Source organism: Ramlibacter sp. (assembly GCF_013697775.1).
GTDB lineage: Bacteria > Pseudomonadota > Gammaproteobacteria > Burkholderiales > Burkholderiaceae_C > Ramlibacter.
The window spans coordinates 1-17,513 of record NZ_JACCWG010000030.1 but is presented as its reverse complement, the minus strand read 5'-3'; the positions used below and the strand labels follow the sequence as shown (position 1 = coordinate 17,513).

The 17,513-nt window shown below is 68.4% G+C and carries 16 protein-coding genes; 10 read left to right on the top strand and 6 right to left on the bottom strand.

Features of this window, described 5'->3' with window-relative positions:
- Positions 1-136: 136 nt before the first annotated feature.
- Positions 137-1,903, bottom strand: coding sequence for a jacalin-like lectin (locus H0U68_RS01515; protein ID WP_296352393.1), 1,767 nt, complete (start codon positions 1,901-1,903; stop codon positions 137-139).
- A 144-nt stretch (positions 1,904-2,047) separates the two neighbouring features.
- Here H0U68_RS01515 and H0U68_RS01510 point away from each other — a divergent pair, with 144 nt between their 5' ends.
- From H0U68_RS01510 to H0U68_RS01485, 6 genes are all read left to right on the top strand, one after another.
- Entirely contained in the window at positions 2,048-2,800 is a 753-nt protein-coding gene (locus H0U68_RS01510; protein ID WP_296352392.1) for an alanyl-tRNA editing protein, read from the top strand.
- Positions 2,801-2,956: 156 nt separating this feature from the next.
- On the top strand, positions 2,957-4,069 hold the full coding sequence (locus H0U68_RS01505; RefSeq protein WP_296352391.1) for a phospholipase D family protein: 1,113 nt from the start codon (positions 2,957-2,959) through the stop codon (positions 4,067-4,069).
- Between the two features lie 158 nt (positions 4,070-4,227).
- On the top strand, positions 4,228-5,370 hold the full coding sequence (locus H0U68_RS01500; RefSeq protein ID WP_296352390.1) for a Fic family protein: 1,143 nt from the start codon (positions 4,228-4,230) through the stop codon (positions 5,368-5,370).
- 169 nt (positions 5,371-5,539) lie between these two features.
- Positions 5,540-7,612, top strand: coding sequence for a thioredoxin family protein (locus tag H0U68_RS01495; protein ID WP_296352389.1), 2,073 nt, complete (start codon positions 5,540-5,542; stop codon positions 7,610-7,612).
- 32 nt (positions 7,613-7,644) lie between these two features.
- Positions 7,645-8,136, top strand: a complete 492-nt coding sequence (locus H0U68_RS01490) for a CoA-binding protein (RefSeq protein ID WP_296352388.1) — start codon at positions 7,645-7,647, stop codon at positions 8,134-8,136.
- A 10-nt stretch (positions 8,137-8,146) separates the two neighbouring features.
- Positions 8,147-9,472 carry an O-acetylhomoserine aminocarboxypropyltransferase/cysteine synthase family protein gene (locus H0U68_RS01485; RefSeq protein ID WP_296352387.1) on the top strand — a complete coding sequence of 442 codons (1,326 nt, stop codon included), beginning with the start codon at positions 8,147-8,149 and terminating at the stop codon, positions 9,470-9,472.
- Here H0U68_RS01485 and H0U68_RS01480 read toward each other — a convergent pair whose 3' ends face one another.
- Positions 9,473-9,787 (bottom strand): tetratricopeptide repeat protein, encoded by a 315-nt coding sequence (locus H0U68_RS01480; protein WP_296352386.1) that lies wholly within the window; start codon positions 9,785-9,787, stop codon positions 9,473-9,475.
- 35 nt (positions 9,788-9,822) lie between these two features.
- On the opposite strand from H0U68_RS01480, the gene hemE reads away from it, so the two are divergent.
- From hemE to H0U68_RS01465, 3 genes are read left to right on the top strand one after another with little or no spacing between them, the layout of a single operon-like run.
- Positions 9,823-10,929: a uroporphyrinogen decarboxylase gene (gene hemE, locus H0U68_RS01475; protein WP_296352385.1), complete on the top strand. Its 1,107-nt coding sequence runs from the start codon at positions 9,823-9,825 to the stop codon at positions 10,927-10,929.
- Positions 10,930-10,955: 26 nt separating this feature from the next.
- Positions 10,956-11,273, top strand: a complete 318-nt coding sequence (locus tag H0U68_RS01470) for a hypothetical protein (RefSeq protein WP_296352384.1) — start codon at positions 10,956-10,958, stop codon at positions 11,271-11,273.
- A 12-nt stretch (positions 11,274-11,285) separates the two neighbouring features.
- On the top strand, positions 11,286-13,331 hold the full coding sequence (locus tag H0U68_RS01465; RefSeq protein WP_296352383.1) for a primosomal protein N': 2,046 nt from the start codon (positions 11,286-11,288) through the stop codon (positions 13,329-13,331).
- A gap of 36 nt (positions 13,332-13,367) precedes the next feature.
- On the opposite strand, the gene rsmI is transcribed toward H0U68_RS01465, so the two are convergent.
- Positions 13,368-14,318, bottom strand: coding sequence for a 16S rRNA (cytidine(1402)-2'-O)-methyltransferase (rsmI, locus tag H0U68_RS01460; protein WP_296352382.1), 951 nt, complete (start codon positions 14,316-14,318; stop codon positions 13,368-13,370).
- Here rsmI and H0U68_RS01455 point away from each other — a divergent pair.
- On the top strand, positions 14,312-14,713 hold the full coding sequence (locus tag H0U68_RS01455; RefSeq protein WP_296352381.1) for a YraN family protein: 402 nt from the start codon (positions 14,312-14,314) through the stop codon (positions 14,711-14,713). The genes rsmI and H0U68_RS01455 overlap by 7 nt on opposite strands.
- Before the next feature lie 31 nt (positions 14,714-14,744).
- Here H0U68_RS01455 and H0U68_RS01450 read toward each other — a convergent pair whose 3' ends face one another.
- From H0U68_RS01450 to H0U68_RS01440, 3 genes are all read right to left on the bottom strand, one after another.
- The gene (locus tag H0U68_RS01450) at positions 14,745-15,107 is read right to left on the bottom strand and encodes a hypothetical protein (RefSeq protein ID WP_296352380.1); all 363 of its coding nucleotides are present in this window, start codon (positions 15,105-15,107) and stop codon (positions 14,745-14,747) included.
- 260 nt (positions 15,108-15,367) lie between these two features.
- A complete protein-coding gene (gene lpdA / locus H0U68_RS01445; protein WP_296352379.1) occupies positions 15,368-16,765 on the bottom strand; it encodes a dihydrolipoyl dehydrogenase in 1,398 nt (465 codons plus the stop codon).
- 10 nt (positions 16,766-16,775) lie between these two features.
- Positions 16,776-17,513, bottom strand: a 738-nt coding sequence (locus H0U68_RS01440; protein WP_296352378.1) for a dihydrolipoamide acetyltransferase family protein, incomplete at its 5' end; no start/stop codon positions are given.

The following is a 17,513-nucleotide window of genomic DNA, read 5'->3' as shown; positions in this document are numbered from 1 at the left end:
GTGCGCGGCGCTTTCGGGCAGCCGCGCGGTGTCGCCGCAGGCGGCAAGCAGGAGCGTGGCAAGGCAGGCAAAGCCGAGTGGGTGAAGGCGCATGGCCGCAGTGTGCCACCGCCCTCACCTCAGCAGGACGCCGCGCTCAGCCCGTCGGCTGCAGCACCCATGCGTGCGGCTCCGAGGTCGCGGTGATGAATTCGTTGCCGTCCGGGCACAGGTAGTTGCACGCTTCGAGGTTGCGCAGGTAAACGCTCTCGCCGGCCAGCACCGGGCCGTCCGACGGGATCATCTTGATGACCGTCCACATCTGCTCGCGCTGCCCGGGCGAGTTCGTGTAGTAGTAGACGTCGCTCGGGCTGTACTTGCCCAGGCAGTTGTAGTCGCCGACGCCCGCCTCCGTGGTGCGGATCTGCACCGCCGTGTTCGCGTCGAACGGTTTGCCGGCGCCGACCGCCTGCGAATGCAGTTCCAGCGCGACGGCGTCGCTGCCGTGCCGCGGCCAGTACTCCTGCGCGGCCGCCCGCCCCGAATACTGCTGCACGAACGCCGAGATCGCGCCGCCCTTGTGCGCCACCAGCTTCACGCGGCTGCCCATCAGCACCGGCGCGCCGGACTTATACGAGGCCGTGTAGAGCGGCAGCTCGCGCTGGTGTCCCCATTGCAGGTTCAGGCTGGTCAGGCGGCGGCTGTCGCTGCGCCCGCTCACCGAGAACAGCTTGGGATTGCGCCAGCCCGAATGCCCCCGGGTGGAGAACGGCTTGCCGCCGCTCGTCCCGCCGCCGCCGACCGCCTGGCCCTTGCTGGTGGTGAACACGAGGCTGTCGATGAAGTCGCCGCAGCGTCCGCTGACCTCGACGACGTACTCGTCGGCCGCCAGCGCGATCTCGTGCGGCGTGCCGCCGTCCGGGTTGCCGTGCTGGCCGCCGGACTTGCCGTCGTAGAACACTTCCAGGCAATCGACCACCTCGCCGTAGCGCATGCGGATGCCGGTGATGCGCGCGGACGCAGCGGGCGCGTCCTGGAACGCCGAGCCCAGGCGCGTGTCGCCGCCCCAGGGCCCGGCGTCGTTGTCGACCACGTGGATGGAGGCCGGCAGCGGCACGGTCGGGTCCAGGTACCGCCACAGGTGCGCCACGGCCAGCGTCTGCTGCAGCTGCTCGACGAACGTGTGCTGGATCTGCCCGGCGCGGATGGCGAATTCGCCCTCGACGTACCGCTGGCCGCTGGGGTTGTGGAAGCTGTGCCCCCAGTCGCCCGCGTTGTGGGACTTCTTGTAGCCGTCGTACGCGTCGACCAGCTTCCACTCCGACGTGGACTGCGTGGCCGACTGCGTCTGCCCCTCGGTCACCTGCAGAAGGCTGAAGCGCCAGGCGTACAGCGCGTCGTAGCTGCGCTGCGCCGCGTCGGTGTACTTGGCGATTTCCCGCTTCACGGCGGCGATGTGCCTGGCTTCGTCGCGGTCGGGAATGCCGAAGACGTTCTTGTAGTTGTAGGCCAGTTCGGCCAGCGCGGCGATCCAGAGCGTGCCGAAGGCGGAGAACAGCGGGAACATCTTCTCGGGATTGCGCTCGTCCCAGAAGTCGCCTTCGAACAGCGTCAGCTGGTCGATGAGGCTGATGAGGTGCGTTCCCTTTTCGGGTGTGCCGAACGAGGCATTCTTGTAGTTCAGCGCCACGCCCCTGAGGCCCTTGATCCGCAGTTCGAGCGTGCGGATGCGCTCGGTGTCCACCACCCGCCTGGCCATGTCCTCGGCGTACTTCCTGATGCGTTCCCAGTTCTGCAGGGTCTTGTCCGACTCTGCCCAGAACAGGCCGATGATGGCGCCCACCGGCACGCCTTCGATGTTGATCTTGCTGACCAGCGTCAGCACGCCCTCGCGCAGCAGATCATTGGATTGCTGGGGGGTCATTTCGAGACTCATTTCTTCTCCCTGGTCTTCGGCGAGCCACAGCGGCAGCTGGAGTGGGCGGAGTAGGGGCGCCGCGCTCCAGCTCAACAAGCGCTATCTGGCCCGCCCGGCAAGGGGCATTGCGATACACCGACAATAGCGGCCATGACCGAAGAGCTGTTTCGCGAAGACGCGTACTTGAAGGAATGCACGGCCCAAGTGGCAGCCGTGTCGGATGCCGGCATCGTGCTGGACCGCACCGTGTTCTATCCGCTGGGCGGCGGCCAGGCCGGCGACAGCGGCGTGCTGCTGCTGGCCGACGGCCGTGAACTGCGCGTCGCCGACACCCGCAAGGACAAGGACGCTGAAGGCAAGCCCACCGGCGAGATCGTGCACGTGCCCGCGCCCGGCCAGGAAGAATTGCTCGCTGCTTTATCACCGGGCCTGCCGGTGACGGCCCGCGTGGACTGGGAGCGCCGCCACCGGCTGATGCGCTTTCACACCACCACGCACCTGCTGTGCCACCTGGTGCCGCAGCTGGTCAACGGCTGCTCCATCACGCCCGACTACGCGCGGCTGGACTTCAACATGACCGATCCGCTGGACAAGGAAGCGCTGACCGCCGGCATCGCGCGGCTGGTCGCCGCGGGCCTGCCGATCGACGTCAGCTCGATCAGCGATGAGGAGCTGGACGCCAACCCGGCCCTGGTGAAGAGCATGTCGGTGCAGCCGCCGCGCGGCACCGGGCGCATCCGCACCATCCGCATCGGGACAGGCGCAGAAACCAGCGAGCAAATCGACCTGCAGCCCTGCGGCGGCACGCACGTGGCCAACACGGCGGAGATCGGCAACGTGGTGGTCACCAAGATCGAGAAGAAGAGCGCCTCCACGCGGCGCATCGTGCTGGGATTCGCGTGAAGGGCCCGCTTTGTAAAAGGACTGAAGGCATGACGCAATGAAGGTTGCTTATCTCGACGCCAAATCCACGGGCCGAAAGCTTCGCAGCCTGATGGCTGAGTTTCCCGCATTTCATTGGGCCGTAGCGTGGGCGACGGAGACGAGCCTATCCGCCGTATGTTGGACCATCGCCGGAAAATCAAGCAACTGGTCATCGGCACCGATTTCTGCCAGACGAACCCTAGCATCTTGCGCGCGTTAATGCCGCTGAAGGCTGCACGGGTCGGCGGCAGCCAAAGCGGTGCGCCATTCCACCCGAAGGTTTATGCGTTCGTGGACGCAAGCCGCGTGGCCGCCCTGGTGGGTAGCAGCAACTTCACGCAAGGAGGCACAGTCAGAAACGAAGAGGCTTGCCTGCTGCTGGAAGGGACCGCAGACGAGCCGCCATTGCGGCAGATCCTGCAGAGCGTCGACGCATGGTGGCACCTCGCGCCTCGCATCGACCCTGACTTCCTCGACGCATACGAGCGGCAATACGAGGCAACGAGGGCATACCGCAGGGCCTTGACCAAGAAGCCGTTGGTGCCGAAGCCCCGGCCGGGCGCTCTTCATCGGAACCTGCTGTCGATGTCGTGGGCCAAGTACGTGCAAGCCGTGGATGATTCCGGAAAGGACCGTGTCGCGCGGCGGCTGGATGTTCTGCGCCGATCAAGAATCATCCTGGCCGAAGTCGATTCCTTCGCGGACGTCGATGCGGTCGAGCGCAAGGCCATTGCCGGTTTTGTCGGCAGCGCCGAACGCGATGCGGCTAACCGCTTGAAGGGGCTGGATTGGGCTTGGTTCGGTTCGATGCGAGGTGCAGGCACCTTCAAGAACCGTGTCGCGGATGCCCGCAACTCGAGCCGCGCCCACCCCCGTTTGGCAGGGGCGGTCGACAGCATCCCCGGGATGGGGGTCGTCGACGAAGCGCACTACACGGCCTTTGCCGATCTCTTCAGAACGGCCTTCGAAGGTTCTGAACGGGCAGGGCAGATCGCCTCTGCCAGCCGCCTTTTGGCGATGAAGCGCCCGGATTGCTTCGTCTGCGTGGACAGTGCAAATCGCAAAAGTCTCGGCAAGGATATTGGGTTCGCTCCGACAACATTGAATCTCGACAACTACTGGGAGCGTGTCATAGCACCGGTCATGTCCGCAACATGGTGGAACGCAAAAAGACCCGGCGGACGCGAGGGACGTATTTGGGATGGTAGAGCGGCCATGCTGGACGCAATCTACTACGAACCTCTTTAATTCAGACCGGTCCATTCGCAGTCAAGTTGGCAAATTCCTGTCATAAAGCCAGTATTCATCTTTCCAATCAATGGCTTACAAGACCCCCCTCTTGGTAAAATAGTAAGGTGTACGACCAACCTCATCAATTCGAACCCCTGCTTCCGGCCGAAGCGCGCATGGAGCCGTTGCTCGCCAAGGCGCATGACCTTTCCCGGCACGCCACCCTTTTGAGCGGCACGCACGTACCGCCCGAGTTGCGCACCTTGCTGCGCAGCATGAACTCCTACTACACCAACCGCATTGAAGGCCAGCACACGCGCCCGCACGAAATCGAAGAGGCTCTGCGCAGCGATTTCTCCAAGAACGCGGATTTGGCGGCCCGGCAACGGCTGGCTGTGGCACATATCGAGGCCGAGGCACACCTAGAGCAGCAATATCGCGGGGAAGCGGGCGCGCATGCGCTGTACGCGCCCGCTGCGGTACAGGACTTGCACCGCGAGCTGTTCGGCCGCCTGCCGGAAGGGGACCTCTTCACATCCGAGAAAGAGCCCATCGTGCCCGGCACGCTGCGGCAGCGTGAAGTGCAGGTCGGGCAGCACGTCGCCCCCATCCATGCGAGCGTGCCTGCCTTTTTGGCACGCTGGGCCGGCTTCTATGGCGGTGTACGGCGCGGCGAGGCCGCACTGCTCGCACTGGCTGCGGCTCACCAGCGCCTCGGCTGGATTCACCCGTTCGTGGACGGCAACGGCCGAGTGATGCGACTGCACACCCATCTGCTACTCACTGCCTTGGGCTACACAGGCGGCCTGTGGTCCCCACTGCGGGGGTTCGCGCGAAGTACGGAGCGTTACTACGCATTGCTGGCGGATGCGGACGTTCCGCGCAGGGGTGCTCTCGATGGCCGCGGCAATTTGAGCGAGCAGGCGCTGGTGGACTGGATCGACTATGTTCTGGACATGTGCCTGGACCAAGTGAGCTTCATGGCCGGCCTGCTGCAATTCGGGACGATGAAGGACCGCATCGAGGGATGCCTGGTCTACGAAGCAACAGTCCTGAAATCCGGGGTCCGCCAGGAAGCGCTGCGTGCCATCCATTACCTGTTTCTCAGCGGCGAGGAGATGACCCGGGGTGAGTTCAAGTCGATGCTGGGCATCGGTGAACGCAGCGCCACCGCAGCCCTGGGGGCGTTGGCCAAGCGCGGCTTGCTGAAATCGGACTCACCTCAGGGAAAAGTACGCTTCGGCTTGCCGCAGCATGCCTTGCGTTTTCTCTTCCCACGGCTTTGGCCCGAGGCCGAAGCGGATGCGAGCGGCACCTGACGCCCGCACACTGATCCGGATGCCGGGGTGTGCAGATCCGCAAGTGAACCGCTTGGCATTCGGACTTGCACGGCGGGAACTTTGCCACATCTGCATTGCTCTCAAAGGCGCTATGTTCCGGGTCCACTCCTTTTTCTTGTTCGTTCTGGCGGGACTGGCCGTGGTCGCCATGCCCTCTTTGGCCCAGGACAAGGCCGTGGTCGCCACCGAGCGCGTGCGCGCCGAGCTGGTGGCCTATGCGCCCGAGGGCGTGGAGCCGGGCAAGCCGGTGTGGGTCGGGCTGCAGCTGGCCCACCAGCCGGAGTGGCACACCTACTGGAAGAATTCCGGCGACTCGGGGCTGCCGACGCAGCTGCAGTGGACCTTGCCCGCGGGCGTCGCGGCCGGCGACATCGCCTGGCCGCTGCCCAAGAAAATTCCCGTCGGCACGCTGGCCAACTATGGCTACGACGGCACGGTGCTGCTGCCGGTGCCGCTCACCATCGCGCCCGACTTCAAGCCTTCGCTGCTGCGCGCGCAGCTGGACATCAAGCTCAAGGCGCAATGGCTGGTGTGCAAGCAGGAATGCATTCCCGAGGAAGGCAGCTTCAGCCTGAGCATTCCGGTGCGCAGCAGCACGGCCTTGAGCGCGCCCGCGTTCCAGCAGGCGTTCGCCGCGCAGCCCAAGGCACTGGACAGTGCGGCGCAGGCACGCGTGGTGGGGCAGGGCCTGGAAGTGAGCGTGCCCGGCCTGCCCGCGGCCGCGCAAGGCAAGACGCTGGCCTTCTTCCCGGAAACGCCGGAGATCGTCGAAGCCGCCGCGGCCGGCACGCAGGCCTGGAAAGACGGCGTGTGGACCTTGCGCGTGCCGCTGGCGGCGCAGCGCAGCCAGGGCCCGGCACTGCTGCCCATCGTGCTCGCCATCGACGGGCAGCAGGGCTGGCGTGCCGAGGCCAAGGTCGCGGGCAGCTGGCCCGCGGTCGCGGCCGTGAGCGGACCTTCTCCCGCGCTGGAGCAGGCGTTGCGCAACAACGCGGCGGCGGCCACGCCGGCGGCGCCCTTCGGCTTCGGCGCCGCGCTGCTCGGCGCGCTGCTGGGCGGCCTCATCCTCAACCTCATGCCCTGCGTGTTCCCGGTGCTGGCGATCAAGGTGGTGGGCTTCACCCGCCATGCCGACGACCGGCGCGGCCACCGCATCGGCGGGCTGGCGTACACCGCTGGTGTCATCGCCTCGCTGCTGGTGCTGGGCGCCGTGATGCTGGCGCTGCGCGCGGCCGGCGAACAGCTCGGCTGGGGCTTTCAGCTGCAGTCGCCCGCGGTGGTGGCGGTGCTGGCCGCCCTGTTCACCGTGCTGGGCCTGAACCTGGCCGGCGTGTTCGAGTTCGGCGGCATGCTGCCCTCGTCGCTTGCCACCTTGCAGGCGCGGCATCCGGTGGTGGATTCGTTTCTCACCGGCGTGCTGGCCGTGGCCGTGGCGTCGCCCTGCACCGCGCCGTTCATGGGTGCGTCGCTCGGCTTCGCCATCGGCTTGCCCGCGGTGCAGTCGCTGGTGATCTTCGCGGTGCTGGGGCTCGGCATGGCGCTGCCCTACCTCGCCGCGAGCTGGGTGCCGGCCGTCGCGCGCGCACTGCCGCGCCCCGGCGCCTGGATGGACACTTTCCGCCGGTCGATGGCCTTCCCGATGTTCGGCACGGTGGCCTGGCTGGTGTGGGTGCTGGGCCAGCAGAGCGGCATCGACGGCGCGGGCGCGCTGCTGGCGCTGCTGGTGGCGCTGGCGATGGCGGTCTGGGCATTCACCTTGCGGGGACGCAGCCGCGCGCTGGTCGGCACCATCGCCGTCGCGGGCCTCGCGGCGCTGGCCTGGATCGCGGGTCCGGCGGTCACGCGGCTGCAGGCGCCAGCGTCGGCAACCAGCGCGGCGCAAGGGCCGTGGCAGGCGTGGGAGCCGGGCCGCGTGGAGCAACTGCTCGCCTCCGGCCAGCCGGTGTTCGTGGACTTCACCGCCGCCTGGTGCGTGACCTGCCAGTACAACAAGAAGGCCACGCTCGGCCGCGAGGACGTGCTGGCGAGCTTCCGCGCCAAGAACGTGGCGCTGCTGCGTGCCGACTGGACGCGGCGCGACCCGGCCATCACCGCCGCGCTCGGCCAGCTGGGGCGCAACGGCGTGCCGGTGTACGTGCTGTACAAAGCGGGCCGCGTGCCCCTGGTGCTGACCGAGGTGCTCGGCAAGGACGAGCTGCAGGCCGCCCTCGGCACGCTGTAGCAGCCGCTCGCCGCGCTGCGTACACTGGTGCGATGAGCACCATCCAGGAACTGCGCCGCATCCTCGGCAGCTGCAAGACCATCGCCGTCGTCGGCCTGTCGCCGCAATGGCACCGGCCCAGTTTCTTCGCGGCCAAGTACATGCAGGCGCACGGTTACCGCATCGTGCCGGTGAACCCGGGCGCCGCCGAGATCCTCGGCGAGCGCTGCCATCCGAGCGTGACGGCCGCCGCCCAAGCGCTGGCCGCCGAGGGACGCCGCATCGACATGGTCGATTGCTTTCGTAAAAGCGAGGACATCCCGCCGATCGCCGACGAGGCCATCGCCATCGGCGCGGCATGCTTGTGGCTGCAGCTGGGCGTCGTCCACGAAGCCGCGGCGGCGAAGGCGCGCGCGGCGGGGCTGGACGTGGTGATGGACCGCTGCGTGAAGATCGAGCATGCGCGCCTGTTCGGCGGTCTGAACTGGGCCGGCGTCAACACCCGGGTGGTGTCGGCGCGGCGTCCGCAGCAACTGTCCTACTGAAGGCACGCCGATGGATGACAAGGACCACGACTACGGCTTCGGCACCCGCGCGATCCACGCCGGCGCCATTCCCGACCCCGCCACCGGCGCGCGCGCCACGCCGATCCACCAGACCACCAGCTATGTGTTCGACTCGGCAGAGCACGCGGCCAGCCTGTTCAACCTGCAGACCTTCGGCAACGTCTACAGCCGCATCAGCAACCCCACGGTGGCGGTACTGGAAGAGCGCGTTGCCTCGCTCGAAGGCGGCCGCGCGGCGCTGGCATGTTCGTCGGGCATGGCGGCGCAGATGACGGCGCTTCTGGCCATCCTGAAGGCCGGCGACCACATCGTGGCCGCATCCACCTTGTACGGCGGCACCATCGGGCAGCTCGGCGTCGGCTTCTCGCGCTTGGGCATCGAGACCACCTTCGTCGATCCGTGCGATCCCGACAACTTCCGCCGCGCCATCCGCCCGAGCACGCGCGCCGTGTTCGGCGAGACGCTGGGCAACCCGCTGGTCAACGTGTTCGACATCGCGCCGGTGGCGGCCATCGCGCACGAACACGGCCTGCCGCTCATCATCGACAACACGGTGCCCAGCCCTTACCTGTGCAACCCGTTCGCCTTCGGTGCCGACATCGTGGTGCACAGCGCCACCAAGTACCTGGGCGGCCACGGCACCAGCATGGCCGGCGTGGTGGTGGAGTCGGGCAAGTTCGACTGGGGCAGCGGCCTGGCGCGCGAGAAATTCCCCGAGATGCTGGAGCCCAGCCGGGCCTACCACGGCGTGAAGTTCTACGAGACCTTCGGCGACTTCGGCTACACCATGAAGGCGCGCCTGGAGGTCAACCGCAGCTTCGGCGCGGTGCTGTCGCCGCTGAACGCCTGGCTGATCCTGCAAGGCATCGAGACGCTGCACCTGCGAATGCAGGCGCACTGCCGCAATGCGCGCCACATTGCCGAGATGCTGAGCGAGCACCCGCTGGTGGCGTGGGTGAACTACCCCGGCCTGGAGAGCTCGCCCGACCACGCGCTGGCGAAAAAGCAATTCCGCGCCATCGACGGCCGCCCCGGCTGCTCGGGCATCCTCACCTTCGGCATCAAGGCCGACGATCCGGTGCGCGCCGGCGAACGCTTCATCGACGCCTGCGAGTTCCTGAGTCACCTGGCCAACATTGGCGACGCCAAGACGCTGGTGATCCACCCGGCGTCCACCACGCACCGCCAGTTGGACGAAGACGAACTGAAACGCGCCGGCGTGCGGCCGGACATGGTGCGGCTGTCGGTGGGCATCGAGGACGTGGAGGACATCGCCTGGGATTTGGACCAGGCACTGCGCAAGGCGGTGCGCTGATCAGCGTTCCAGCCAGACGAACAGGCCCGGGATCGGCACGCGCTGGTCTTCGCGGACCGGCCGCTCTTCTTCCAGCAGGGCCAGCGCGTCTTCGGTGCGCCCGAGCTTCAGGCGCACCGCGCCCAGGTTGGTGAGCGTGGACGGGCGCCCCGGCACCAGCGACAGCGCGGCGGCGAAGTGGCGCTCGGCCTGCTCCAGCCGGCCGGCCTCGAACGCGCCCACGCCGCGCAGGAAGAAGTCGCGCGCCTGCTGGAAATGCCATCCATCCGCTTGTTCGCCCGTGTCGCGCGCCCCGGCGCGCAAGGCCGCCATCATAGGGGCGCCAGAGCGCCCGCCTGCGACAATGCGGCATGCCTTTCGCGCCCCTTCGCAACGATACGTTCCTGCGCGCCTGCCTGCGCCAGGCCACGCCCTACACCCCCCTGTGGCTGATGCGCCAGGCTGGTCGCTACCTGCCCGAATACAAGGCCACGCGCGCGCGCGCCGGCAGCTTCATGGGGCTGGCGACCAACACGGACTACGCCACCGAGGTCACGCTGCAGCCGCTGGAGCGCTACGCGCTGGACGCGGCCATCCTGTTCTCCGACATCCTCACCGTGCCCGACGCCATGGGCCTGGGCTTGAGCTTCGCCGAAGGCGAGGGCCCGAAGCTCGCGCAACCGCTGCGCGACGAGGCCGCGGTGGCCAAGCTGGCCGTGCCCGACATGGACAAGCTGCGCTACGTGTTCGACGCCGTCGGCTCGATCCGCCGCGCATTGGACGGCCGCGTGCCGCTGATCGGCTTTTCCGGCAGCCCCTGGACGCTGGCCTGCTACATGGTCGAAGGCGGCGGCTCGTCGGACGACTGGCGCCGCGTGAAGAGCCTGCTGTACAGCCGCCCGGACCTGATGCACCGCATCCTGGCCATCAATGCGGAAGCGGTGGCGCAGTACCTCAACGCGCAGATCGCCGCCGGCGCGCAGGCCGTGATGGTGTTCGACAGCTGGGGCGGCGCGCTGGCCGACCAGGCGTTCCAGGAATTCAGCCTGGCCTACACGGCGCGCGTGCTGGTCAAGCTGCAGCGCACCCACGACGGGCAGACCATTCCGCGCATCGTCTTCACCAAGGGCGGTGGCCTGTGGCTGGACCAGATGGCGGCGCTGGACTGCGACGTGCTGGGCGTGGACTGGACCGTCAACCTGGGCCGCGCCCGGGCTCTGGTGGGCGCCAGCAAGGCACTGCAGGGCAACCTGGATCCCGCCGTGCTGTTCGCGCCGCCCGAGCAGGTGCAGGCCCAGGCCCGGCGCGTGCTGGACGCCTTCGGCACGCCGCACCAGGGCACGGGCGCCGGCCCGACTCACATCTTCAACCTGGGTCACGGCATCAGCCAGCACACGCCGCCCGACCACGTGCAGGCGCTGGTGGAGGCGGTGCACGGCCATTCCCGGCGCCTGCGCGCAGGCGCGGGTTCAAGCTGAGCCGTTGTCATCGGGGAGGACCCTAGGTGAATGCTTTGGCAAAAACTTTTCCGGCCGGCTTGACTTATGCACAAAACCCATGTTGCGGCGCACTGGAAAAAGGGCCTTGTCCCGGCCGCCGCTACAAAACCCATAGCGCACGCAAGTTGTTGATTCATAACGAATTAGATTCCTGCCACTTTTCCGGTCAGCCTGTCGAAAGCCCTGATTTTTCAAGGCTTGGCAGGGGATGGCAGGGTTCTATCAACAAAGTTATCCACAGAAAACGTGGACTGATTTCAAAGGCAATTAGAATCAAGGACTTAGCTGCCGTTTCGAAACTTCGCTTCAAGTCCGGCCTGTAAAGCGACTCCTTCATGGCACACCGAGTCGCGGTTGTCGTGCCCACGCCGGCCCACAGCACGGTCGCCGGGCCCCTGACATACCGGAGTGAGCTTCCACTCGCATCAGGAACTTTGGTGCGCGTGCCGCTGGGCAGGCGCGAAGTCCTGGGCGTCGTCTGGAATACGGATGGGTTAAAGGATGATCCTCCTGCCGAGGTGCGGGAGAAGGCCATCGCGGCCAGCCTCGACGGCATTCCGCCGATGACTGCGGGCTGGATGCATCTCGTTACCTTTGCCGCGGGCTACTACCAGCGAAGCCTGGGCGAGGTTGCCCTTGCCGCGCTGCCGCCGCAATTGCGCGACCTCCAGCCGGAGCAGCTGGCGCGCCGGCTGAAGCGGCCGATGCAGGGCGCCGATGCGTCCGCCGCGGCGCAAGGCCCGGCGCTCACCGAGGACCAGGCGCGCGTGCTGGCGCAGGTGGAGGAGCAGCCCGGCCCGTTCCTGCTGTTCGGCGTCACTGGCAGCGGCAAGACCGAGGTCTACCTGCAGGCGGTGCAGCGCATGTTGGCGCGCGATGCGCAGGCCCAGGCGCTGGTGATGGTGCCGGAGATCAACCTCACGCCGCAGCTGCAGCAGCGTTTTGTCGAACGCTTCGGCGAAGCGGCGGTGGTGGCGCTGCACAGCGGCATGACCAACCCGCAGCGCCTGAAAAGCTGGCTGGCGGCGCACCTGGGCGTGGCGCGCATCGTCCTGGGCACGCGCATGGCGGTGTTCGCGCCGCTGCCGCGGCTGGGCCTGATCGTGGTGGACGAGGAGCACGACCCCAGCTACAAGCAGCAGGAAGGCGCGCGCTACTCGGCGCGCGACCTGGCTGTCTGGCGCGGCAAGGCCGAAGGCGCGAAGGTGCTGCTGGGCTCGGCCACGCCGTCGCTGGAGAGCTGGCACGCCTGCGAGCGCGGGCGCTACCTGCGGCTGGACATGCCGGGGCGCGTGGGCCAGGGCGCGCTGCCCGCGGTGCGGCTGGTGGACATGAACCTGCAGCCGAAGAACACGCTGTTCTCGGGCGCGCTGCTGGAGGCGATCCGCGCGCGCATCGCACGCGGCGAGCAGTCGCTGATGTTCCTGAACCGCCGCGGCTATGCGCCGGTGCTGGCCTGCGGCGCCTGCGAGTGGAAAAGCGACTGCCCCAACTGCAGCGTCTACCGCGTGTTCCACAAGATCGACCGCACGCTGCGCTGCCACCACTGCGGCCAGACCGACCGCGTGCCGCGCGCCTGCCCGAGCTGCGGCAACGTGGACATCGCACCTTTAGGCCGCGGCACCGAGCGGCTGGAAGAGCAGCTGGCCGAACTGCTGGCCGACGCCCGGTTGCCCGACGGCACGCCGGTGCGCATCGCCCGCATGGACGCGGACAGCACGCGGCCCAAGGGCGCGCTGGAACTGCAGCTGGCGCAGGTGCACGCCGGCGAGGTCGACGTGCTGGTGGGCACGCAGATGGTGACCAAGGGCCACGACTTCCGGCGCATCACGCTGGTGGCGGCGGTGAACCCGGACACGGCGCTTTTCTCCGGCGACTTCCGCGCGCCGGAGCGGCTGTTCTCGCTGCTGATGCAGGCGGCCGGGCGCGCCGGGCGCGACGCGGCGCAGGCGGCGGCCAGCGAGATGTGGGTGCAGACCTGGCATCCGCGCCATCCGCTGTTCGCGGCGCTGCGCCAGCACGACTACCCGGCCTTCGCGGCCGACCAGCTGCGCGAGCGCCGGCAGGCCGGCATGCCGCCCTTCGCCTACCAGGCGCTGCTGCGCGCCGAAGGGCGCACGCAGGAGGTGGCGCAGCTGTTCCTGGCCACCGCCGCCGAAGCCGCGCCGGTGCTCGACCCCGCGCAGCAGGTCGCGGTCTATTCGCCGGTGCCGATGACGGTGCAGCGCATCGCCAACGTGGAGCGCGCGCAGATGCTGGTGGAAAGCGAGTCGCGCATGGCGCTGCAGCGCTTCCTGTCGGGATGGCAGCCGGTGCTGCAGGCCAGCCGCGGCAAGGGCCTGATCCGCTGGGCGGTGGACGTGGATCCGATCGCGATCTGAAGGGACGCTTGCGCCTGTGCCGTCTTTGCGCCGGGCTTATTGCGGCGCGTCTTCTTCCGCGTTGCCGCGCTCGCTGTCGCCGCTGCGCAGCTGCAGCGCGCGCCCGTACAGCGTGTTGCGCGAAGTACCGGTGATCTCCGCGGCCAGCTTCACCGCCGTCTTCAGCGGCAGCTCGGCCAGCAGCAGCGTGAGCACCCGTTCGGCATCCGGATTGCCCTGCCCGGCCGCCGGGTCGGGATGCAGCAGCAGCGCGAATTCGCCGCGTCCGCGCTGCGGCGACTCGCCCAGCCACTGTGTGAAGCCGGTGCACGGCAGCGTCGCCACTTCCTCGAACTGCTTGGTCAGCTCGCGCCCCACCGTGAGCTTGCGCGCGCCCAGCACCTGCAGCGCGCGGGCCAGCGCCTCGATGCGGTGCGGCGCTTCCAGCAGCACGACCGCGCGCGGCTCGGCCGCCAATGCACCCACCGCACGCTCGCGCTCGCCGGCCTTGGCCGGCAGGAAGCCGGCGAACACGAAGGCGCCGTTGTCGTCCACCGCGCCGGCGGCGCTCAGCAAGGTGGTGACGCTGCTGGGCCCCGGCAGCGGTACCACCCGAAAGCCCGCCTCGCGCACCGCGGCGGCCAGGCGCGCGCCCGGATCGCTGACGGCCGGCGTGCCGGCGTCGCTGGCATAGGCCACGCGCTGGCCCTGGCGCAGCCGCTGCAGCACCGACTGCGCGGCGTCGGCCTCGTTGTGCTGGTGCACCGCCAGCAGGCTGCCCGGCGGCTTGTCGATGCCGTAGGCGCGCAGCAGCGCCTGCGTGTGGCGCGTGTCCTCGCAGGCAACCGCGTCGGCCAGCTGCAGCACGTGCACCGCGCGCAGCGTGACATCGGCCAGGTTGCCGATGGGCGTGGCGACGACGTAGAGCGCCGGCTGCGGATAATGCTGCGCTGCCGCCGCGTCGTGCGCGGCACCCAGGGTGGAGGAGAACGAGGCGCTCAATGGCATTCCCAGGCAAGAGCGGCGCGGCACGCGCCGGAACCACCACCAAGGCCGCGGGCGACGCGGCGGAAGATCGCGCCCTGGCCCACCTGCGGGCGCACGGGCTGCAACTGCTTGCGCGCAATTATCGGACGCCCGGCCGCGGCGGCGGCGAAATCGACCTGGTGATGCGCGAACCCGACGGCACGGTGGTGTTCGTGGAAGTGCGCGGCCGCGCCAGCGGTGCCTATGGCGGCGCCGCGGCGAGCATCGGTTTCGCCAAGCAGCGGCGCATCGTGTTCGCCGCGCGCCACTACCTGATGCGGCTGGCGTCGATGCCGCCGTGCCGCTTCGACGTCATCGCCATGGAAAAAGAGAAAGGCGGCGTGCAGTGGCTGCGCGCCGCCTTCGATGCGAGTTGAGAAGGCGGCGAGGCCTTCTTGCTGTCGCTGCTTAGCCGCGGTCGGCCTTGGCGACCTTCATCGGGGTCGGCTCGGCGGGGCCGGCACCCATGGTTTGCTGCTCCACCGGAGCGGGGGCCGGGGCTTGCGCCTGGACCATCGGCTCGGGGGCCGGAGCTGGCTGCACGGCGGCAACTTGCGGCACCGGCGTGATCGCGGCGGCTTGCACCTGGTCGACGAAGCCGGGCACGCCGGTCTCACCCATGGAGGTGAGGTGGGTGCTTTGCTGGCCGGCGCCCAGCGCGGGGTTGGTCACGAACGGGTTGGGCGGAACGCCTTGCGCGATGGCAACGCCGAACACGGCAACGGCCGAAACACCAGCGGCGAGACCAACGATTTTTTTGATTGCGGACATGGGACTTCTCCTTGAGCTTGTTTGTCGAAAAAACTGCAAGCTCTCTGTGGAGCCAGCGATTTCAAGGATAGTGATCGGCTGCCGCCAGGAGGTCAGTCCCACGGCAGACCTCGTGTCGGGCCTGTCCAGCCTGAGCGTCGGGATTTCCGGGGGGCGCCACGTCCGATGAGGCCTACACACATGCGCGCGAGTCAGCAGTTCGCGTAAAAAAAGACCGTGCGCAACAAGGTGCAGCACGGTCTCTCTTGCAGTGAACGCCCCTAGATGTGGATCGCGCGTCCGAGGGCGCGCAGCGCCGCTTCCTGCACCGTCTCGCCCAGCGTTGGGTGCGCGTGGATCGTGCCGCCGACATCTTCCAGCCGCGCGCCCATCTCGATCGACTGGCCGAACGCGGTCGAGAGCTCGGACACGCCATGGCCCACGGCCTGCCAGCCGAGGATCAGGTGGTTGTCCTTGCGCGCGACCACGCGCACGAAGCCTTCGGACGCCTCCAGGCTCAGCGCGCGGCCGTTGGCGGCCAGCGGGAACATCGCCGTGAGCACCTCGATGCCCTGCTTGCCGGCTTCTTGCGCGGTCTGCCCGACCACCACCACTTCGGGGTCGGTGAAGCACACGGCCGGAATCGCGGCCGGCGCGAAGCGGTGCTTGTGGCCGGCCACCACTTCGGCCACCACCTCGCCCTGCGCCATGGCGCGGTGCGCGAGCATGGGCTCGCCGGTGATGTCGCCGATGGCCCAGACGTTGCGCATCGAGGTGCGGCACTGCTCGTCGACCTTGACCGAGCGGCCGTTCATGTCGAGCTGCAGCACCTCCAGGTTGAAGCCCTGCGTGCGCGGCTTGCGGCCGACGGCCACCAGCACCTTGTCGGCCGGCAGCACGAACTCCTCGGCGTTCAGGCTGCGCACGCGCACACCGTTGGCGCCTCCGGCCAAGCCCTCGGCCTTGCACTGCAGGTGCAGCACGATGCCCAGGCGCTTGAGCGTGGCGGCCACCGGCTTGGTGATCTCCTCGTCGTAGGCCGGAAGAATGCGGTCGGCGGTTTCCACCACCGCCACTTCGGCGCCCAGCTTGCGCCAGGCGATGCCCAGTTCCAGGCCGATGTAGCCCGCGCCCACCACCACCAGGTGCTTGGGCACTTCGGTGAGCGACAGGGCTTCGGTGGAGGACACCACCGGCCCGCCGAACGGCATGTGCGGCAGCTCCACCGCCTGCGATCCGGTGGCCAGCAGCAGGTGCTCGCAGGTGATGCGCAGCGGCTCGCCCTCCTGCGTGGCGACGTCGACCGTCTTGCCGTCCACGATGGTGGCCCAGCCCTTGACGACCTGTACGCCAGCCTTCTTCAGCAGCACGCCCACGCCGCCGGTGAGCTTGCCCACCACGCCCTGCTTCCAGGTCATGGCCTGCGCCACGTCCAGCTGCGGCGACTCCACGCGGATGCCGAGCGCGGACTTGGCGGCGTACTGGTTGGCCTTGTCGAATTCCTCGGCCACGTGGATCAGCGCCTTGGACGGGATGCAGCCCACGTTGAGGCAGGTGCCTCCCAGGAATTCGCCTTCCACCAGCATGGTGGGAATGCCCAGCTGGCCGGCGCGGATGGCGGCCACGTAGCCGCCGGGGCCGCCGCCGATCACGAGCAGCGTCGTTTCTTTCGTTTTCATTGTGTGATGCCTAGTCTACGAACAGCAGTGCCGGCGTCTCGAGCAGGCCGCGGATGTGCTGGATGAATTCGGCGGCGTCCATGCCGTCGACCACGCGGTGGTCGAACGAGGACGACAGGTTCATCAGCTGGCGCGCCTCGACGTTGCCGTTGCGGAACATCGGCCGCTCCACGATGCGGTTGACGCCGATGATCGCCACCTCGGGGTAGTTGATGACAGGCGTGGTGACGATGCCGCCCAGCGCGCCCAGGCTGCTGATGGTGATGGTGGAGCCCGACAGCTCCTCGCGCGCGGCCTTGCCGGTGCGCGCGGCCTCGGCCAGCCGCACCACTTCCTTGCCGAAGCTCCACAGGTCCATGGCCTCGGCATGGCGCAGCACCGGCACCATCAGGCCGTTGGGCGTCTGCGCGGCGATGCCCAGGTGCACCGGCGCGTGGCGCACCACCACGCCGCCGTCGTCGTCGTAGCGCGCGTTCATCTGCGGGAACTCGGCCACCGCCAGGACCACGGCGCGCGCCAGCAGCGGCAGCAGGGTGAGCTTGCCGCGCTCCTTGGCGTACCTGTCGTTGATCTTGCGGCGCAGCGCCTCCAGCTCGGTCACGTCGATCTCCTCGACGTAGCTGAAGTGGGGGATGCGGCGCTTGGCGTCCTGCATCTTCTCGGCGATCTTGCGGCGCAGGCCGATCACCGGAATGGCCTGCTCGCCCTGGCGCTGTGCGAAACGCGGCGCGTTGGCGCCGGCCGGCGC